The 17,115-nt window shown below is 41.9% G+C and carries 14 protein-coding genes, 1 tRNA gene and 1 pseudogene; 9 read left to right on the top strand and 7 right to left on the bottom strand.

What is annotated here, in order from left to right; translation table 11 throughout:
- Positions 1–256 precede the first annotated feature (256 nt).
- Together iscB (NSP_RS05130) and NSP_RS05125 are read left to right on the top strand one after the other, a co-directional pair.
- Positions 257–1,534, top strand: coding sequence for an RNA-guided endonuclease IscB (gene iscB, locus NSP_RS05130; RefSeq protein ID WP_006196992.1), 1,278 nt, complete (start codon positions 257–259; stop codon positions 1,532–1,534).
- 105 nt (positions 1,535–1,639) lie between these two features.
- Positions 1,640–3,124, top strand: a complete 1,485-nt coding sequence (locus NSP_RS05125; RefSeq protein ID WP_006196991.1) for an MlaD family protein — start codon at positions 1,640–1,642, stop codon at positions 3,122–3,124.
- A gap of 115 nt (positions 3,125–3,239) precedes the next feature.
- On the opposite strand, the gene NSP_RS05120 is transcribed toward NSP_RS05125, so the two are convergent.
- A complete protein-coding gene (locus NSP_RS05120; protein WP_006196990.1) occupies positions 3,240–3,536 on the bottom strand; it encodes a DUF3288 family protein in 297 nt (98 codons plus the stop codon).
- 233 nt (positions 3,537–3,769) lie between these two features.
- On the opposite strand from NSP_RS05120, the gene NSP_RS05115 reads away from it, so the two are divergent.
- The 3 genes from NSP_RS05115 (at position 3,770) to NSP_RS05105 (ending at position 8,379) form a co-directional block, all read left to right on the top strand.
- Complete coding sequence (locus tag NSP_RS05115) at positions 3,770–6,223, top strand: ATP-dependent Clp protease ATP-binding subunit (protein WP_006196989.1); 2,454 nt, start codon at positions 3,770–3,772, stop codon at positions 6,221–6,223.
- 210 nt (positions 6,224–6,433) lie between these two features.
- Positions 6,434–7,609: an AAA family ATPase gene (locus NSP_RS05110; protein WP_006196988.1), complete on the top strand. Its 1,176-nt coding sequence runs from the start codon at positions 6,434–6,436 to the stop codon at positions 7,607–7,609.
- Entirely contained in the window at positions 7,606–8,379 is a 774-nt protein-coding gene (locus NSP_RS05105; protein WP_006196987.1) for a DUF3226 domain-containing protein, read from the top strand. Before NSP_RS05110 ends, NSP_RS05105 begins: the two co-directional genes overlap by 4 nt.
- Before the next feature lie 67 nt (positions 8,380–8,446).
- Here NSP_RS05105 and NSP_RS05100 read toward each other — a convergent pair whose 3' ends face one another.
- The gene (locus NSP_RS05100) at positions 8,447–9,181 is read right to left on the bottom strand and encodes a 2-phosphosulfolactate phosphatase family protein (protein WP_006196986.1); all 735 of its coding nucleotides are present in this window, start codon (positions 9,179–9,181) and stop codon (positions 8,447–8,449) included.
- Between the two features lie 278 nt (positions 9,182–9,459).
- Between NSP_RS05100 and NSP_RS05095 the strand changes: the two genes are divergently transcribed.
- On the top strand, positions 9,460–9,879 hold the full coding sequence (locus NSP_RS05095; RefSeq protein WP_006196985.1) for a BlaI/MecI/CopY family transcriptional regulator: 420 nt from the start codon (positions 9,460–9,462) through the stop codon (positions 9,877–9,879).
- A 2-nt stretch (positions 9,880–9,881) separates the two neighbouring features.
- Positions 9,882–10,727: a M56 family metallopeptidase gene (locus tag NSP_RS05090; protein ID WP_006196984.1), complete on the top strand. Its 846-nt coding sequence runs from the start codon at positions 9,882–9,884 to the stop codon at positions 10,725–10,727.
- 149 nt (positions 10,728–10,876) lie between these two features.
- Here NSP_RS05090 and NSP_RS05085 read toward each other — a convergent pair whose 3' ends face one another.
- The 5 genes and pseudogenes from NSP_RS05085 to NSP_RS05065 all read right to left on the bottom strand — a co-directional run bounded on the left by NSP_RS05085 (position 10,877) and on the right by NSP_RS05065 (position 14,554).
- Complete coding sequence (locus NSP_RS05085) at positions 10,877–11,788, bottom strand: nSTAND1 domain-containing NTPase (RefSeq protein ID WP_231859536.1); 912 nt, start codon at positions 11,786–11,788, stop codon at positions 10,877–10,879.
- Between the two features lie 819 nt (positions 11,789–12,607).
- A tRNA-Asn gene (locus NSP_RS05080) sits at positions 12,608–12,679 on the bottom strand.
- Positions 12,680–12,822: 143 nt separating this feature from the next.
- Positions 12,823–13,374, bottom strand: a complete 552-nt coding sequence (locus NSP_RS05075; protein ID WP_006196980.1) for an NYN domain-containing protein — start codon at positions 13,372–13,374, stop codon at positions 12,823–12,825.
- A gap of 215 nt (positions 13,375–13,589) precedes the next feature.
- Positions 13,590–14,267 carry an ABC transporter ATP-binding protein gene (locus NSP_RS05070; protein WP_006196979.1) on the bottom strand — a complete coding sequence of 226 codons (678 nt, stop codon included), beginning with the start codon at positions 14,265–14,267 and terminating at the stop codon, positions 13,590–13,592.
- Between the two features lie 13 nt (positions 14,268–14,280).
- Positions 14,281–14,554: pseudogene (locus NSP_RS05065) on the bottom strand (UPF0367 protein family).
- Positions 14,555–14,905: 351 nt separating this feature from the next.
- On the opposite strand from NSP_RS05065, the gene psbD reads away from it, so the two are divergent.
- Together psbD and iscB (NSP_RS05055) are read left to right on the top strand one after the other, a co-directional pair.
- On the top strand, positions 14,906–15,964 hold the full coding sequence (psbD, locus tag NSP_RS05060; protein WP_006198347.1) for a photosystem II D2 protein (photosystem q(a) protein): 1,059 nt from the start codon (positions 14,906–14,908) through the stop codon (positions 15,962–15,964).
- 641 nt (positions 15,965–16,605) lie between these two features.
- Positions 16,606–17,115 (top strand): RNA-guided endonuclease IscB (iscB, locus tag NSP_RS05055; RefSeq protein ID WP_017803858.1); only part of this gene is annotated, 510 nt, incomplete at its 3' end.

The raw sequence follows: 17,115 nt of genomic DNA, 5'->3' as shown, positions 1-17,115 counted from the left end.
GTGGGAGGGTTTCCCCCTCTACGAGACGCTACGCGAACAATAGGCGAGAGCATAAATAAACGGAGTAATCTGTAGTTTATGTGAACCAAACCACTCAAAACATGAGTAAACGTTATCTAGGTCATAACACCTTGGGATTCGCTAGTCCCCTGCCATGTTGCTACTTATTAAACAATCCGCAAGGATAGTGTATTTAGCATAACAAGCTCAGATAACAAGGTTGAAGCAAACATTACCCTGAAAAGGTGAAATTTAAATGTCTAATTTTGTTCTAGTTCTTGATACCAACAAAAAACCACTTACTCCAATTCATCCAGGAGATGCACGTTTTTTATTAAATCAACAAAAAGCTGCTGTATTTAGAAGATTTCCATTTACCATAATTTTGAAAGAACCTAAATCTGAAGTTCCAACTCAACCGATTGAATTAAAAATAGATCCAGGGAGTAAAACTACAGGTTTTGCGTTAGTTCAAAATAATAAAGTCATCTGGGGTATGGAATTACAACACAGAGGTTTAGCTATTAAAGAAAGCCTAGAAACTCGAAAAGGAGTAAGGCGAGGAAGACGTTCTAGACATACTCGTTATCGTCAAGCTAGATTTCTTAACCGCACTAAACCTCAAGGTTGGTTAGCACCTTCTTTAAGCCATAGAGTTTTAACTATTAACACTTGGGTTAAAAGATTATGTAATTTTGCCCCAATAACTGACATAGTTCAAGAGCTTGCTAGGTTTGACCTACAGCAGCTAGAAAACCCGGAGATATCAGGCTTTGAGTATCAACAGGGAGAGTTACAAGGGTATGAAGTCCGTGAATATCTTTTGAATAAATGGAATAGAAAATGTGCATACTGTACTGCGGAAAATGTCCCTTTACAAGTTGAGCATATTAAACCAAAAGCCAAAGGAGGAACTAATAGAATTTCTAATTTGTGTCTAGCTTGTGAGAAATGCAATATCAAAAAAGGTACTCAAGATATTGAGAAGTTTTTAGCAAAAAAGCCTGAGTTGTTGAAGCAAATTTTATCCCAAGCCAAGCGTCCACTAAAAGATGCGTCTGCTGTAAATTCAACGAGATGGGCTTTATTTAATAAGTTAAAAGAAACTGGATTACCTATAACAACAGGTTCAGGAGGTTTAACTAAGTTTAATAGAACTCGTTTAGGATTGCCTAAAACTCATTGGATTGATGCTGCTTGTGTAGGAAAAGTTGAAACTCTCAAAATACTGACAACAAAAATTTTAACAGTAAAAAGCACGGGGCATAGTTGCAGAAGATTCTGTAGGATCAATAAATTTGGTTTTCCTTGCACTGAGCCTAAAAAAATATTCACTCATGTTTCTACAGGAGATTTTGTTAAGGCTACTTTGCACAAAGATCGTAAAAACATAACTTCTGGAAAGTATGTAAGTCGTGTTAAAACTCCCACAAAAAACGGATGTGAGATTGTTATCAATGGTTTTAGAGTTGAATTTTCAACAATGAAAGATATTACTAAGGTTCATTGTAGTGACGGGTATAGCTACGGTTGACTACGGACAACTACAATTTTATGAGATTAAATGCAAAGACTGGAGAACCCGTAGGGTTGCTTTATTTACGCCGTGCTGTACTAGGTCGATGGAGAAATAAATCATATGCGAGATATCATAACAAACAGCTTTGCGTCTAAGCGCACATTGAGAGAAGGCTCAGTGGGGTTGCTCATACTCGTGGGTTTGGGAGCATTTGTGATGATTGTCCTCTGGTTAAATAGATTTACCGCAGGCACTAATTCATACAAATTCATAGTGGAATTTGCTAATGCTGGAGGTATGCAAAGAGGCGCACCGGTTCGCTATCGGGGTGTGAAAGTAGGCAATATTTCTAAACTGAAAGCAGGTTCAAATGCCGTAGAGGTGGAAATTGAAATTGCTCCAGCTGACCTGATGATTTCCCGCGATGCAGTAATTGAAGCTAATCAGAGCGGATTAATTAGTGAAAGTATTATCGATATTACACCTAAAACATCTATACCGGTTGGGGCGATCGCTAAACCCCTAGATAATAATTGTGATGACAGTCTGATAGTGTGTAATGGTTCTCGGTTAACAGGTGAAATTGGCATCAGCATTGATGAACTGATTCGCACCTCAACTAATTTAGCCACTACATACAATGATCCAGCATTTTACCAAAACCTAAATCGACTTTTAGAAAGCTCAACAGCAGCAGCCACTGGAGTTGCATCCCTGACTCAGGATTTCCAAGTTTTGAGCAAAAGCTTTCAACAACAACTAGGGACATTTTCCACCACCGCTAATTCAGTACAACAATCCACAAATAAACTTACTGTATCCGCCACTAAAACAGTAGACCAATTAGGGGCGACAGCAAGTGAATTTAGTGCCACAGCCAATCAAGCTAGTCGCTTGTTGAGTAACCTAGATGAACTCGTCACCAGCAACCGGAGTTCTTTAGTTGGGGCTTTAAATAATATTACCGAAACTAGCAACCAACTCCGGGTGACAGTCAGTAGCCTATCACCTGCGGTTAATCAACTCACCCAAGGCGAATTACTCAACAATTTAGAAAGTCTTTCCGCAAATGCAGCCCAAGCCTCAGCCAACTTACGCGACGCGTCTAAAACTTTAAATGATCCTCAGAATCTAGTGCTAATGCAGCAAACCTTAGATTCAGCCAGGGTAACTTTTGAAAATACCCAAAAAATTACCTCTGATTTAGACGAATTGACAGGTGATCCAGCTTTCCGGCAAAATCTGCTGCAATTGGTCAATGGTTTAAGTGGTTTAGTGTCTTCTACAGAACAGATGCAGCAAGATGTCAAGGTAGCTGCTACTTTAGACTCACTCAAAATAGCCGTGAGCAAACCTGGTGTTAAACAGCTTCCTGTAAAGAAACCATTTGTTAAACAGCCTCCTGTTAGTACACCTAAAATTGAGCTTCCCACTCCAAACCCACCAAAGCAACAGGCGCTGAATATTAAACCCACACCTGCTGCTGTTGCTATTTTTGAACCCAACCCCCAACCAATCGTTAATCCAGCCATCCCCGACTCATCCCAAGACAAGCTACTACAGCAGCTGCGGAAATATGGAGAAGAAAGAAAGGTCAATGAATAAAATGAATAAGGTTGAATTCGACCCTTCGGTGAACCCTTGTAGAGAAGTTCCATAGAACGTCTCTACATTCTCAGATATCTTTAATGACCAATGACCAATGACCAATGACCAACGACTAATTCCAATCTTGCTCTTCTTTTTTGCCGCGACTTTGATAAATTCCGCCTATATTGTGCATTTGGCGAGTTTTTTCCAAAAGTTCGGCTTCTGTCAAACCCCACTGCTGCAAGATTTGATCCAGGTCTTTTTGGATGTCCCTCGCCCCTGGAAAGCCTTGATAACGAATTCTTAATCTAGCTAATTCGGCTAAATTGTACTCCGTTGCCTCTTGAGCGAGTAAAATATTAATAGAGGAGCGATCGCGGTTATAGAGGGGATGTTGTTGGTCTTTATTTGCGTGTAATTCAGACATGATTTATACCTATAGTTGGATTATTACTTCATCCCAAATCGAGATTTAATAGTCTTTCTATACCGCCATAATTAATCATGACGGCAACCACACCCCACCTCATACGGCTCTCACCACTGCCATGTAACTTTAAATAAAGATACATTATCTTTAAGAAAATACAAAAAAGTTTAAATGAGGGTGAATATTTAGCTCACCCAACGCCCAAAGCAGCAAGGGAGCAAGAACCCACTATGTTTGAACACTTCACTTCCGAAGCCATTAAAGTAATTATGTTAGCCCAGGAGGAAGCACGCCGCCTAGGACACAATTTCGTAGGAACTGAGCAAATTCTCCTGGGACTAATTGGAGAAGGGACTGGGGTTGCTGCTAAAGTACTGGCCGAATTGGGTGTAACTCTCAAGGAAGCACGCCGCGAAGTCGAAAAAATTATCGGTAGAGGTTCTGGCTTTGTACCACCAGAAATTCCTTTTACTCCCAAGGTGAAAAGCTTATTCGAGCAATCCTTTCGAGAAGCCAACAGTCTGGGACATAACTACATCAACACTGAACACTTACTCTTAGGATTAACCGAGGCTGGTGAAGGTGTCGCCGCCAAAGTCCTCCAAAATCTAGGGGTTGACCTTAAGAACGTCCGCACAAACGTCATCCGCCGTTTGGGTGAAGGTGGAACTGTTTTTGCGAGTACAGGTAGTAGCTCCAAGCGCAGCCAAAGCGTGACTCTAGAGGAATTTGGCAGAAATCTGACTAAATTAGCTCAGGAAGGCAAGCTTGACCCTGTAGTTGGTCGAGCCAAAGAAATTGAGCGTACCATCCAAATTCTCGGTCGTCGGACAAAGAATAATCCTGTATTGATTGGTGAACCAGGAGTTGGGAAAACTGCGATCGCCGAAGGTCTAGCTCAACGCATTGTCAATCAAGATGCACCGGAAATCTTGCTAGATAAGCAAGTTATCAGTCTTGATATGGGCATGGTAGTATCTGGAACCCGTTTTCGTGGTGACTTTGAAGAACGCCTGAAGAAAATTGTCGAAGAAGTTCGTTCTGCTGGCAATATCATTCTGGTGATTGACGAAGTTCACACCTTAGTTGGTGCGGGTGGTACAGAAGGCGGTTTAGATGCAGCCAATATCCTCAAACCTGCCTTAGCACGCGGTGAACTCCAGTGTATTGGTGCAACCACTCTGAATGAATATCGTCAGCATATTGAGCGTGATGCGGCTTTAGAGCGTCGTTTCCAATCAATTCTGATCGGGGAACCATCAGTAGAAGAAACTGTGGAAATTCTCTACGGATTGCGCGGAGCTTATGAGCAGCACCACAAAGTCCATATTTCTGATCAAGCTGTACTCGCAGCCGCCGAGCTGTCAGACCGTTATATTAGCGATCGCTTTTTACCAGATAAAGCAATTGACCTAATTGATGAAGCTGGTTCTCGTGTGCGCCTGCGGAACTCGCGGATTTCGACTAATAAAGAACTCAAGAAGCAATTAGTCGGTGTGAGTAAAGCCAAACAGGAAGCAGTCAGAGTCCAGAATTTTGGCAAAGCTGGAGAACTGCGCGACGAGGAAATGAAACTCGAAGCCGATCTGCAAGCTGAAGCACAAAATGAGGATTTTGTCAAGTCACCCATCGTCGATGAGGAAGACATTGCTCAAATTGTCGCCTCTTGGACAGGAGTACCAGTCAACAAACTCACCGAATCAGAGTCAGAGTTGCTGCTGCACCTAGAAGACACACTCCACGAGCGGTTAATTGGTCAAGAACAAGCAGTTACAGCCGTATCTCGCGCCATTCGTCGCGCCAGAGTCGGGTTAAAAAATCCCAATCGTCCCATTGCTAGTTTTATTTTCTCTGGACCTACCGGAGTTGGTAAAACAGAGTTAGCAAAATCTTTGGCATCTTACTTCTTTAGCAGTGAAGAAGCGATGATTCGCCTAGATATGTCCGAGTACATGGAAGGACATACAGTTTCCAAGCTGATTGGTTCACCTCCTGGTTACGTAGGATACGACGATGGCGGACAACTAACAGAAGCCGTGCGCCGCAAACCATACTCAGTGATTCTCTTCGACGAAATCGAAAAAGCGCATCCTGACGTATTTAATATGCTGCTGCAACTCTTAGATGACGGACACCTCACCGATGCGAAAGGTCGGAAAGTGGACTTCAAGAACACCCTAATTATTCTGACTTCCAACATTGGTTCTAAGGTAATTGAAAAAGGTGGTGGTGGTTTAGGCTTTGACTTTGAGACTGCGGCCGATGCAAGCTATAACCGCATTCGTACCTTAGTGAATGAAGAACTGAAAGCTTACTTCCGTCCGGAATTTCTCAACCGCTTGGATGATATTATCGTCTTCACCCAACTTGCTAAAGATGAAGTCAAGCAAATTGCTGATATTATGCTCCGCGAAATTGCTAGCCGCTTGACTGAAAAAGGCATCACTTTAGAAGTTACAGAACGCTTTAAAGAGCGTGTAGTGGAAGAAGGCTATAACCCCAGTTACGGTGCGAGACCGTTACGCCGAGCAATTATGCGCTTGTTAGAAGACCCTCTGGCTGAAGCAATGCTTTCTGGTCAAGTCACCGAGGGAGTTACAGCCATTGCGGATATTGATGATGACAATCAGGTAACAATACATGGCTCAGAAAAGCGAGAGTTACTCTTAGCTAATGCTGGCTAGTATTTCCCCCAAGTAACTGAATTACAAACCTTTACCCCTGGTAGTCATACTAGGGGATTTTTTTATGGGTATATATAAATTAAAAGCTGTTTCAGTTCAAAAATATAATGTGCCAATAAAAAAGTTATATTTAAAGATTGGATTGAAACTGAAAAATAAAAGTATCAGTTAGATAAAATCGAATGGCTACAACTTAGGTTTAGTTTGGTTATGAGAAATCTTGAAAGTTTAACCATCCACCAATTTCGAGGTTTACAGAACCTGGAATTAAAGGATACAGGACAAATCAATATCCTTGTGGGAGTTAACAACGCAGGTAAAACGAGTGTACTGGAAGCAATTTCAACGTACTGTCGTCCACTAGATTTATCTGAGTGGCTGTCAACAGCATTGCGACGAGAAATCAGTCTATATCGTAGTAGTTCCAGGTTGGAAGCTCTAAAATGGTTATTTCCTCAACAGAAACAAGGAAAACACACTCAGAGTTACCAAGGACAGATATTGATATCTGGTACAGGTGATTTCCCAGTCAGTAAATTAGAAGCAACCTACCAGGAACTTGAAGGAACATGGATATCTAAAGAAACACTTGGTGATGAAGAAATTAATGATAGAGATGAAAGTCTTGAGGATGATTTTAGCAACCGACAAGGTGCAGAGTTAGAGCTAAGAGTTACTCCTGCTACTGTTCAAATAGACTTGTTTCAGAATCAAAACGAGATTATCGAAAAGTTTCAAATATGGGAAAATGATAGATTTATTCCCAAACGAGGGCAAAAAAACCTAGCATTACCTGTTGCTACTATTACCCCATTTTCCCACCGTGCGGAACGTTTTCAAATTCGGCTGCTTTCAGATGCAATTTTTCAAGATTTCAAGTCTGAGGTAATTAGATTACTTCAGTATATGGACTCAGGAATTATTGACCTTGAACTTGTAGTTCCTCCAGGTCAAAGAATACGTAATCCTAGTATATACATTAAGCATCAACAAACTGGTATTGCACCAATCAGTGCTTTTGGTGATGGTGTCTCTCGTTTGCTATCAATGGCTTTAATGCTTCCCAGAGTAAAAGAAGGAATTCTGCTAATTGATGAATTAGGAACTGCAATTCATACCGAAGCACTGCAATTTTTCTTTAAGTGGTTGATTGACTGGTCTCGGAAAATGAACGTACAAATTTTTGCAACCACTCACAGTCTTGAAGTTATTGATGCGCTATTAGTTGCAAACACTTCCGAAACTGACTTAGTTGCAAACACTTCCGAAACTGACTTAGTAGTGTATAGAATAAAACCTGATGCTTCACAAACTAATGTAGTGCGGCTGGATAGAAATATGCTCAAAATACTTCGAGAGGAATTAGGACAGGAGGTTCGCTGGTGAGTCGGAAGCATGCTCTTATTGGCGTTGAAGGTCCCAATGATTCAGCATTTGTTGGCAAGGTTCTCAATCTGCTAAATTTCAAAAAATTTGATGGTAAAGAATCTAATTTAGACTCATTTTGGGCAAAATTTAGACCAATTTATCCTAAAAAAGGGGGGGATTTGTATGAAAGGTTAGATATGCCATCTATTTTTTTTACAGATACTCTCTCAGTTGCTATCTATGCGGGTGGTGGAAGCAACCTGTCACGAAATCTATCACTCATTCTGCACAGTCATCCCCCGTATCAAAAACAAATTGAAGCATTTGGAATTATTGCCGATGCTGATAAGGATTCACCAAATAATATTGCTAAAAAATATAGCAAAGATTTCCAAGTATATTTCCCTGGATTTCCCACAGTCGGAGGAAATGTAGATCCAGGTGATCCACGAACAGGTATTTATGTACTGCCAGATAATTCACAGAAAGGTGTACTAGAAAATATTCTTTGTAGTTGTGGAGAATATGCTTATCCTTTACACATGGAAAAAGCGGCTTTATATTTAGCTGAGTTTGATGGAGAACATAAGCCCAAGTGGAAACCATTTGATGATAAGAAGGCTTTAATAGCTACGGTTGTCAGTGTTTTGAAACCAGGGAAGACTAATACAGTGAGTATTAAAGATAATAACTGGATTAGCCAAAATACTCTGAGTAATGTTCCTGCTCTTGGAAATTTTGTAACTTTTATAAAAAAACTTTTAGATTTAGAGATAATCGATATTTAGCAAGTATACCCCTTTCCAGATTATAATCTAGAAAAGGGCATCTTCAAACAGAAAAAGAATTTTTTATTTACTGGCTTTTTAACACCCCCAGTTCTTGCTGTATGGGCAAGACATCTAAAATATCGGTTTGAGCGCAATATTTTAAATCTTCGTGGGATTCCAGACGTAGTAATCTTTTGCCGTGGCTGGCTTGGTGGAATAATCCCAATAAGTCATTTTGCCAGTGTGAGTAAAGCGCGATCGCACTAATTACTTCATCGTTACCAGCTAATTCGTCTTGAGAAAATTGGGACTTCTCGACAAGACTATGAGCGATCGCCCCAGCACAAACTGTATCTTCTAAAGAAAAAGAGCCTTCCCAACCAGAACCGACAATCCACACAGTCTCTGGTTGTTTATCCAGGAGATACTGCACCACCGCCGCCCGATTAATCAAAGCTGCGGCCAGTACACTGGGGGAGTGTTCTATCCGTTGTAAGGCGCGAGTTCCATTGGTGGTACTGATGAACAAACGCCTCCCCTCAACTACTTCCCGTGTGCAGTCAAGAGGAGAGTTACCCAATTCAAAGCCAGTTACTTTAGCACCGCCGCGTTCTCCAGCTCGGAGTCGTTTTTCCGGTGGCCATTTTTCGCTAACTGCAATCAATTGTTCTAAATCGCTGAAGACTTGCACAGCTTCGCCACCAGATGCCAAAACAGTCGCTATAGTGCTAGTAGCCCGCAAAACATCAACTACGATCGCGCAGTCTGGAGTTTCGCCGGTAGGAGTCAATTCCGGAGTGTGGTATATGAATAGCTTCACGCGGTGGATAAACCTGCTCTAAATACTATTGCCGAGATTACATTCTAATGGGTGTCATTCACCATAATCACAGTTAAATTCGGAGTATTTCTTATCATCAGACCAGAGTATTTCTTATATATGGTTGCAAAATTGATGCCAGCGAAGACAAACAAAGGTAATCTGAAAACAGAATAAATCCCAGCAGAAAAGGTTTTAATCCTCTGGTACTTGGCAAAATAGAGAGGAAATCTTGGCAATCCACAGATCCCACCTCTACAATTCGTTACAAAATTAATATGGCACCTTTACCCGACTACCGCCCGAAACAAATGTCTGTAGGCCCCTTGGAAGCAGAAATTTTGAATATTATCTGGGAACTGGGTTCAGCTACAGTCAAAGATGTACACGATCGCATTCTCTCTGACCCTAACCGAGAATTAGCTTATACTTCTGTAACTACAGTTTTACGTCGTCTCACTGATAAAGGTTGGTTAGCTTGTAACAAACAAGGACGGGCATTTTATTGGCTACCAAAGCTGACAAAGCAGCAAGCACAGGTAATTAAGGCGCATGACCAGTTACAGAAATTTCTCGCCGTGGGTAATCCTGATGTGATCGCCGCCTTTGCTGATAGTCTAGATGCAGCCGCCAGTGACCAACTAGAAGCGATCGCTCAACGCATTCAAGCCGCACGCCAAGCCAGGGAGGGACAATAATCATGCATTTGATGATGATTTTGACTGCTATCACAGTTGCTTGGAGTTTAAGACACTCTGGGAATCATCTCCAAGGAAATTGGGATATCCGGTGGCGGCGATCGCTGTTTTTATTTCTCTTCCCCCCATTATTAATTTTTATGACGGCGATCGCAGTGTTATTCATGGGGCCGCAAGGCAAAATGGGCGGAATACACACTGGCTGGTGGAGTTATGAACTAGCGTTAATTCTTTTAGGCTTTTTCGCCATTTTGTGCATGGTTTTAGCCTTCCAAGGTTGCCAATCTGTAGAATCTGCCCGTAAATCTCCCCTAGTAAATATTCAGGGTAGACAAGTTAGATTACTGAACACAGACGCGCCCTTTGCGGGTCAAATAGGCTTTTGGCATCCAGAATTAGTAGTTAGTCAAGGATTGCTGCAAACCCTGTCTCCTGCCCATGTAGATAGTGTTTTAGCGCATGAACAAGGACACTACCATTACCGGGACACATTTTGGTTTTTCTGGCTGGGTTGGGTACGTGCTTGTACCAGTTGGCTACCCAATACAGATGCTTTGTGGGAGGAACTCTTAGCTTTGCGGGAATTACGGGCGGATAGTTACGCAGCTTCACAGATAGATCCTTTGCTATTAGCAGAGTCATTGCTGATGGTGGTGAGTAACAGCAGTAGCAGTGTATCATCAGAAATTTGCTGTGCAGCTTTAGGGGCTAGTGGAAGCGAGCGTTTAGAACAGAGAATAGAAGCTTTATTAGCACCACCAGCACCCACAGCAGAAATCAACTCTCTATCTTGGCATAGTTTTCTCCTAGCATTTCTACCGCTAGCAAGCGTCATATTTCATACTTAAACTCAGGTTGAGCCAGCTAAGTAAGTATGCGGGAAAATTTCAAGTTATGTCATTGCGAACGGAGTGAAGCAATCTCAAGGGATTTGAGGATTTTACATTTTGTTACATAGTTAGGTTTATTTGTGACTACCTACTTATGAAGATGAGAATCACTCATCTTCTAGCAACTGTTCTACAAATCTTTGCACCAAAGGGACTTGAAAGGCATTGCCTTCTTGAGTCAAAATTTCTTTGCGTGCAAGTTTTCGCACAACTCCTTTATCTTGCTGTGTGGGAGTTTCGCCTTGAATTACCCGCCGCAGTAAATTGCGGTCACTATCTGCTAAACTTGTCCATAATTCGCGGAAATACTGATCACCTCGCTCAAGCACTGTGGGAATAATTGTTTGTACATCCTGTGCAGTGGCTTGGGCTGTATCTGCTTGTCGCTGATTTCTCCTAATATCTTGGTTGAGTAACTCCACCAACTCGTAACATACCAACTGGACGAGATAAGGTTGACAGTGAGTAAGTTCAATAATTTCATTTACAGCAGTTGCTTCATATATGTTGGGGAAGTCTTCCACAGGCTGTAGAATCAACTCACGAGCTTCTGATTCTTGCAAAAAACTCATCTGCAAGGCGCGGGTGTTAATTAAATAATCACTCCAATAATTATCAAGTTCAGATAGCTGGTGGGAACCACTGAACAGCAAAATCCATTTTTTTTGGTGTTGCAGCAGGTTACGAATAAAATTGAGAGGCGCACGGCTATTTGTTTCTTTCACCACCTCACTCAATCGCTCATATTCATCAAAACAGAGAAGAAATTGCTTATTGGAATATTTGCCTTCTATTTCTGTGAGCCAAGTTTGCAGCGCTGGAAATGGATCTTCAGCTAATTTGCTGGCTTTGATTTGAGGTAAGGGTCGCTTAAAGCTGAATTTGTCGCCACAGTGGAAAATTTCAACAATTCCCGCGCCACTGCTAAATAAAAATTTACCTCTCCCTGACATACAGCAGATTGTAGGGAGAGGTAAATGACGACATAACGGCTGGGGTTTGGTACTCGCTGTTCCCAAGTCAAAAAGTAGTGATACAGCAACGAAGATTTACCAATTCGCTTGTCACCAACAATATTAATACTTATCGGCTGGACTCCACTCATTCGAGATGCGATCGCGTGTAACTGCTATATAAAACCTAGACAAAACTAGACTTTACTTTCTACTTCAACGGGAGCATGGGAGCAGTTATCCCTCAGTAGACTTTCACGCCTTAGCCAGACGCGATTGTGTTCCAATTAAGTTTCTGAAAAAGACTACCACCATCATTGCTTGGTTTTCGCGTCGGCAATAGTCTCAATTCAATACTTGATATCACCGTATTATATATCAAGTAGTTGATTTTTTCCTAAAATATATATTGATTTTTGTCAATATAAGTATAGTTTTGTCTATGAAATTGTCAACTTAGGACTTGCTCATCTTTACGACCGACAAACAGCCTGGGGTCTTCAATCATCCCCGCAGCTACAAAAGGATTCGCAGGTAATGCCCCAGAGGTCATATAAAAGCTATACCCTAATTTTAATAATTTAAGTGCGATCGCTTAAAAGCATAACATTATACGCAATTATGCTTCTGTTATCTGGTGTTTAGTGTTGTGCCGAAAGTGCAAAATCTTCCAGATCATCTGAAAAACATCTAGTTTGCAGATTTAAATTAGATGAAACTCTTGTGGGGTGGGCATCTGGTTCCCCCCATGTTGATGTTATGCCAGTCAAATATTGAACAGCTTAGAACCAAGCGATCGCTCATCACAAAAGCATCAAAGGAAAAAGTCTGAAGCTGGGTTCTTTGTCCTCCATGCTTCAGACTTCTTCAGATGATTTAATTAAACTCCCCAGGCTGGATTCGAACCAGCGACCAATCGATTAACAGTCGATCGCTCTACCACTGAGCTACTGAGGAACGCTTACAATTAAACATCTTAAGACTAAATATAAGATTTGGCAAGTCTTTTTTCAAACTTTTTTTTGCCAATGTTGAATTCCCATAACACTATAGCCAAAACGCCCTCTGGCGGCTGGTTTCAGGCTTTTATATTTTAATATCTACTGTAACCCCATGCGTAATTCAGCCAGTCGCTGCCGGGCCTTAGCATCAATAGAGTTGGCTAAGAACCTACTTTTGGATTGTTTGCGCTGTTGATATTTATGTCGCATCCGACAAATTGTAGTTTCTACCTCACCACACAGTTGCTGTGCCGACAACCATTCAGCACCATACCCCTGAACCATCAACTGCTGTGCGCGGTCTGAGGTAGCCACAATCACGCGATGAATCAGAGATTGGGCTATTTTATAGCGCAGAGATGCACAGGACTTTTCAATATAGGTATCTGCCGTTTGCCCAAAATCAGTGTAATGAACTGATAAAAGTTCTGTAATAATTTCTTGATTGCTAGAAGCTTGATGATATTGGGCATCAAAAACTATTTGAGTCTCATAACCTTGAAAAGAACTGTAGTTAGTCATAGCTTCCACCAGTTCCCAGCGTGCTGCCTCTAATCCTGCATGATCACGGGTTTTCTTCAGGCAAGGCCAAGCGCCAATTATATTGTAGCCGTCTACTAACAAGACAGCTTGGAGTAATGAACGAGGCATGGTTTTTAATCACAGTTATCTAGAGTTAACAAAATTCATTCATTTTCATAGTAATTGAAGTATTGTCTGTAACTCTATGTTACAAATCAGTAAAAAATCCGATCAGATTCCCCAATTTGACTGGAAAAACCTTGCCCTAATAGAAACGCGCCCGATCAAGGCGCGTCCCAATTGTTAGTAATTATTCAAAAAAAGGGATGGTAGAAAATGGCTGTTTAAGAAGCTTGATCATCCATTGTCATCAAACGTTGTTTAAGACGTTGAGGCTCACCCTTATCTATCAAACAGCCTTTTTCTAGTAAGAAAGCGCCGTCACAGTAATTCAACTCGTCTAGGCGATGAGTTACCCATAGGGCTGTAATCCCCCGACTTTTGACAAGGCGACGGACACCAGCCACTAAGTCCAATTGGCTATCTGGATCGAGTAAAGCTGTGGGTTCATCTAATAATAAGATTTCGCAACGCCGAGCGATCGCACCTGCGATCGCCACACGTTGTTTTTGTCCCCCACTTAAAGCATAGATTGGGCGTAATTGCAAGGTAGACAAATTCACCGAACCTAAAGCCTCCTCCACCCTTGTCCTCACCGTAGCAGGCGGTAACTTTTCATCCACCAGACCAAAAGCCACGTCAGCACCAACAGTTGGCATCACCAGTTGATGATCAGGATTTTGAAAGACGAAACCAACGGGTTCTAAAACCTTAATTTCACCGGACTGAGGAGCTAATAGCCCGGCCAGTAATCGGAGTAATGTAGATTTACCACTGCCATTTGTACCCAAAAGCATCCAAAATTCACCCACAGGTACTTCCAGAGAGCAAGATTGGATTGCCTTCGCCCCACTAGGCCAACTAAATTCTAAATCCTTGACCTCAATGCCAACTTCTGACATTTTTATACCTTACTTATTCAGCTGTGACTGCAAAAAAGCCTGGTGGTCTACCGCCACTAGTAGTTGCACCATCTTTTTTGAACAATCTGTACTCCAGAAATTTCGCTAGAACGGACAGCAACTTTCTTTTCTGTCTTACCCTCACACTTAAGTTCCACGATGTCAGGGTTCCCAGAGCGCATAGCTGCCAAAATTAGCTGATAAATCGCTTCAGCATCCTCTGCTGTCTTACGTTGTACTGATACGGGAAAAGCAGTATTTTTGATACTTAAGTCAATGGTAAACATTTAGGATTAGTCAAACAGAACTGTAGAACTCATTTTAACGTTAGGGAGTGGGGAGTGGGGAGAAGAGGCAGGGGAGCAGGGTGCAGGGTGCAGGGGGGAGAAGAGGCAGGGGAGCAGGGTGCAGGGTGCAGGGGGGAGAAGACGGTAACTTCCCAATGACCAATGACTAATGACTAATGACTAAATCAAGAATTTAGTGGAAAAATTAACAATATGTGTTTATAATTATGAGAGTCAGTAAAAATTTGTAAACTAGATTGACAATCTGGTAAACTGTCTGCATACAGATAGCTGTAAAAGGTTTATCTATAAACAGACCTGTACTTATAAACAATTTGGAGATTCCTTCTCATGACCATCGCAGTTGGACGCGCCCCTAGTAGAGGGTGGTTTGACGTATTAGACGACTGGTTAAAGCGCGATCGCTTTGTATTCGTAGGCTGGTCAGGGATATTATTATTTCCCTGCGCTTACCTAGCACTAGGCGGTTGGCTCACCGGTACAACATTCGTCACATCCTGGTACTCCCACGGATTAGCATCATCTTACCTGGAAGGAGCTAACTTCTTAACAGTTGCAGTTTCCTCCCCACCAGACAGCTTAGGACACTCCCTACTATTGTTGTGGGGACCCGAAGCTCAAGGCAACCTCACCCGTTGGTTCCAATTGGGTGGCTTGTGGCCATTCGTAGCCCTACACGGAGCCTTTGCATTGATTGGCTTCATGTTGCGCCAATTTGAAATTGCCCGTCTTGTAGGCATCCGTCCATACAACGCTCTCGCCTTCTCTGCCCCCATTGCGGTATTCGTCAGCGTATTTCTGATGTACCCCTTGGGACAGTCTAGCTGGTTCTTTGGCCCTAGCTTTGGTGTAGCTGCAATTTTCCGTTTCCTACTATTCCTCCAAGGTTTCCACAACTGGACACTTAACCCCTTCCACATGATGGGTGTAGCAGGTGTTCTAGGTGGTGCGCTGTTGTGTGCCATTCACGGAGCCACAGTAGAAAATACCTTGTTTGAAGACGGTGAAGGTTCTTCTAACACCTTCCCTGCTTTTAACCCTACCCAAGCTGAAGAAACCTACTCAATGGTGACAGCAAACCGTTTCTGGTCACAGATTTTCGGGATTGCATTCTCCAACAAACGTTGGTTACACTTCTTCATGCTATTTGTGCCAGTAACTGGCTTATGGATGGCATCAATTGGGATTGTTGGTTTAGCACTAAACCTGCGGGCTTATGACTTCGTTTCCCAAGAATTACGGGCAGCAGAAGACCCAGAGTTTGAAACTTTCTACACCAAGAACATTTTGTTGAACGAAGGTATCCGCGCTTGGATGGCTCCTCAAGACCAACCCCACAAACAGTTTGTCTTCCCAGAGGAAGTTCTACCTCGCGGTAACGCTCTCTAAGATTCAAATCTCATTCCTCATTTTTTATTCAGCCCCTGCCACAAGGCGGGGGTTTATTTTTTTTGCAATTAAAATTTCTGTGTTATATTGAGTGCAGGTTAATAACCCAGAGCGAGATGCTCTGCCCTTTTAAAACTAAGACCGCTTAGGCAACAAGGAGGTGATGCCCATGATAGAAAGTAGTATAAGCATGGGTCATCAGGTTGCAGTTAGCCGGCTGTGTGCCGGGGCTGTTCTCTAAAAGTTAGCCTTAGTTTCCTTGTGATACTAAGTTAGCTCAAGTAGCTAGGCTAGAGTTCGGAGTTCCTTCCGGCAGTCTGGTTGCAACCTGAAGACCCGCTACACCGCCCTGATATTAGGTCAACCGATCTAAATCAGGGCGGATAGTTTTTTATGGGTATCTTTTGATTTCTCAATGGTTTCTGTGTAAGAGAGCATAAATAAACGGAGTAATCTGTAGTTTATGTGAACCAAACCACTCAAAACATGAGTAAACGTTATCTAGGTCATAACACCTTGGGATTCGCTAGTCCCCTGCCATGTTGCTACTTATTAAACAATCCGCAAGGATAGTGTATTTAGCATAACAAGCTCAGATAACAAGGTTGAAGCAAACATTACCCTGAAAAGGTGAAATTTAAATGTCTAATTTTGTTCTAGTTCTTGATACCAACAAAAAACCACTTACTCCAATTCATCCAGGAGATGCACGTTTTTTATTAAATCAACAAAAAGCTGCTGTATTTAGAAGATTTCCATTTACCATAATTTTGAAAGAACCTAAATCTGAAGTTCCAACTCAACCGATTGAATTAAAAATAGATCCAGGGAGTAAAACTACAGGTTTTGCGTTAGTTCAAAATAATAAAGTCATCTGGGGTATGGAATTACAACACAGAGGTTTAGCTATTAAAGAAAGCCTAGAAACTCGAAAAGGAGTAAGGCGAGGAAGACGTTCTAGACATACTCGTTATCGTCAAGCTAGATTTCTTAACCGCACTAAACCTCAAGGTTGGTTAGCACCTTCTTTAAGCCATAGAGTTTTAACTATTAACACTTGGGTTAAAAGATTATGTAATTTTGCCCCAATAACTGACATAGTTCAAGAGCTTGCTAGGTTTGACCTACAGCAGCTAGAAAACCCGGAGATA

The sequence above is a fragment of the Nodularia spumigena CCY9414 genome, assembly GCF_000340565.2.
GTDB classification, from domain to species: Bacteria; Cyanobacteriota; Cyanobacteriia; order Cyanobacteriales; family Nostocaceae; genus Nodularia; species Nodularia spumigena.
The sequence above is the reverse complement of the archived record's forward strand: the minus strand, read 5'-3'. Positions and strand labels throughout refer to the sequence as shown.